Origin of the sequence: Mycobacterium sp. E2462 (assembly GCF_001672685.1) — a bacterium.
GTDB lineage: Bacteria > Actinomycetota > Actinomycetes > Mycobacteriales > Mycobacteriaceae > Mycobacterium.
Map to the genome: position 1 here is coordinate 1 of NZ_LZKC01000372.1, position 2,612 is coordinate 2,612.

The 2,612-nt window shown below is 65.8% G+C and carries 2 protein-coding genes and 1 pseudogene; 1 reads left to right on the top strand and 2 read right to left on the bottom strand.

The features are described from left to right. Nucleotides 1–1,217 (bottom strand): annotated as a pseudogene (locus A5714_RS19590) (glycosyltransferase); the annotation flags it as partial. A 32-nt stretch (nucleotides 1,218–1,249) separates the two neighbouring features. Between A5714_RS19590 and A5714_RS26235 the strand changes: the two are divergent. Next, nucleotides 1,250–1,441, top strand: coding sequence for a hypothetical protein (locus A5714_RS26235; protein ID WP_156747270.1), 192 nt, complete (start codon nucleotides 1,250–1,252; stop codon nucleotides 1,439–1,441). A 175-nt stretch (nucleotides 1,442–1,616) separates the two neighbouring features. On the opposite strand, the gene A5714_RS19595 is transcribed toward A5714_RS26235, so the two are convergent. Next, the coding region (locus tag A5714_RS19595) for a glycosyltransferase (RefSeq protein WP_068288006.1) at nucleotides 1,617–2,612 on the bottom strand (996 nt) is incomplete at its 5' end.

Here is a 2,612-nt window from a genome sequence, read left to right on the forward strand (position 1 = left end):
CGGCCGCCGCGGCGGCGCTTTGGGCCGGTGCGGTCATCCGGGTGGCAAGCTGCCGGGCCCGCTCGGCGTAGGCGGGCTGCACGATGCGGCGCAGGTCGGTGACCAGGGTCGCGCCGGTGCTCGCCGAGAACCGGCGCGAGGTGCCGACTTTGAGACGTTTGACCTGGGCGCCCCAATACGGCTGATCGGCAGAGCTCCACAGCACCAGGGTGGGGATTCCTGCGCGCAGACTCGCGGCGGTGGTGCCCGAGCCGCCATGGTGGACGACGGCACGGCACAGGGGAAACACGGCGGCGTAGTTGACGATGCCGACCAGCTTGACGTGGTCGGGGTGTGACGCCGGTGAAGTCGGTGCCGCCGAAGCAGATCAGCGCCCGCTCCCCCAATTCCGCGCAGGCGGAGGCGATCATGGCCACGGTATCGGCGGGCGACTCGGCGACGGGCATGCTGCCGAAGCCGAAGCAGATCGGCGGCGTGCCCTGCGCGATCCACGACAGCACCTCGTCGTCGGAGTCGGTCGTCAATTCCATTGTCAGCGAACCGACGAAGGGCCGCTGGCCGCCCCATTTCGCCCACTCCTCGGCGAGGCCGGGGAAGCACACGTCATCGTAGGCCTGAATTTCCAAGGAACCGCGTTCGGCGATCCGCCGGGGCGACGCGACGGTCGCGGTGGCCAGCCCGAGGTCGCGGCGTTGCCGGTCTTCGGCCCGCTTGTTCATGCGCCAGCACATCCAGTCGTAGACGCTCATGCCGGTGCGCACCAACGGCTTGGGCATTCGTGGGATCAGTTGACCGTTGGGCCGCATCGGAATGTAGTGCAGGGTGGCCATCGGAATGCCGTAGTAATCAGCGACATTCACGGCGAGATCCTGGTAGAGCTGGCCGCTGAAGATGAGGTCGGCTCCCGCCCCCACCGACATCAGCGACGCGCTCATCTCCTGCCAATTCCGCAGCACGGGCTCCCACGCATCGCGGATCAGCTTGATCGGGTTGCGCACGAAATTCTTCCGAAAGTCACGGATGAATTCGTCGCTCCAGAAGTCGTGCATATCGGGGCCGTAGGCGATCGCCGGGAGACCGGCCTTCTGCGCCAGCTCCACCAGGTTCGGCGGGACGGCCATGCGCACCTCGTGGCCCCTGCGCATCAGTTCACGACCGATGGTGAGGCACGGCTCGATGTCGCCACGCGTTCCATAGCTCGCCACAGCAAATTTCATCGCGACCGTAACCTTAATCACTCTCCGTCAGCATGGGCAACTTCGGCGAGTCGCCGGTGGCCTGCGAATTGCAGATCATCGCTGGCCAATGCGCTTTCCTAGAGGAAAAGGCGGAACGGCGATGCAACGCCTTCGGCGATTGCAACGAAAATGAATTACATCGCAGTAGCGGTGTGGTGAATTCTGGCAAAGCCAATGTCATCGGCCTTTCCCCCGGACCGTAGCACTGTGACGACCTTCGAGCAGCGCAGGCATCGTCGGCTGAGGATACATTGTGCCAGAGGACCGTCGGCGTGTCTTTGGAAACCGCGCGATTTCGTATCCGCCACAGATGGCTCCGAAAAGCGCAATTTACCGACGCTTTTCGGGGCATATTTTCCCCGGCGCTTGCGGACCCGCTCAGGCGCGGCTGCGCGCTCGGGCGAAATTCTCGACGAGATCGGCGGCCTTGCGGACGCTGTCGGCGGGCTTGGTCATGTGGCTGGCGATCTGCCGGGCGCGCACCGCGTAATCCGGCGCCAGCACCCGGCGCAGGTCGGCGGTGAGGGTTTTCCGGGTCGTCGCCGAAAAGCGCCGCGTCGTCCCGACTTTCAAGCGTTTGAGCTGCGCTCCCCAAATGGTCTGGTTGGCGTCCATGGACAGGATCACGGTGGGAACGCCCGCGCGCATGCTGGCGGCCGTGGTGCCTGAACCGCCGTGGTGGACGACCGCGCGGCAGACCGGGAAGATCGCCGCGTAATTGACCGCTCCCACCACCTTCACGTGCTCGAAAGACGGCGCACTGCTGAAATCGCTGTAGCCGGCGCAGATCAACGCCCGCTCCCCCAGCTCGGCGCACGCGGCGCCGATCATTTCCACCGTCGCGGCCGGGGATGCCACGGGCATGCTGCCGAATCCGAAACAGATCGGCGGGGTACCGGCGGCAATCCACGACGCGACCTCGTCATCGGCGCCGGTGGCCAGCTGCATCGTCAACGTGCCGACGAACGGTCGCTGGTCACGCCAGTCGGCCCACTCGTCGGCCAAGCCCGGGAAGCACACCTCGTCGTAGGCCTGAATTTCCAGCGACCGCCGTTCGATGATTCGCCGGGGCGACGGCCCCGTCGCCTTCGGCAGACCCAGCTCGCGGCGTTGGGCGTCCTCGACCTTCTTGTTCAGGCGCCAACAGAACCAGTCGAACCCCACCATCGACGACCGCGCCAATGGCGCGGGAAGCAAAGACACCACCTGCCCGTTGGGCCGCATCGGGACGTGGTGCAGGGTGGCCAACGGGAGGTCGTAATACTCGGCAACGTTCGCTGCGGGTTCCTGGTAGCTCTGGCCAGCGAAGATCAGGTCAGCCCCGTCGGCCAGGGAAAGCAGCGTCGTGTTCATGTGGCGCCAGCATTGGCCGCC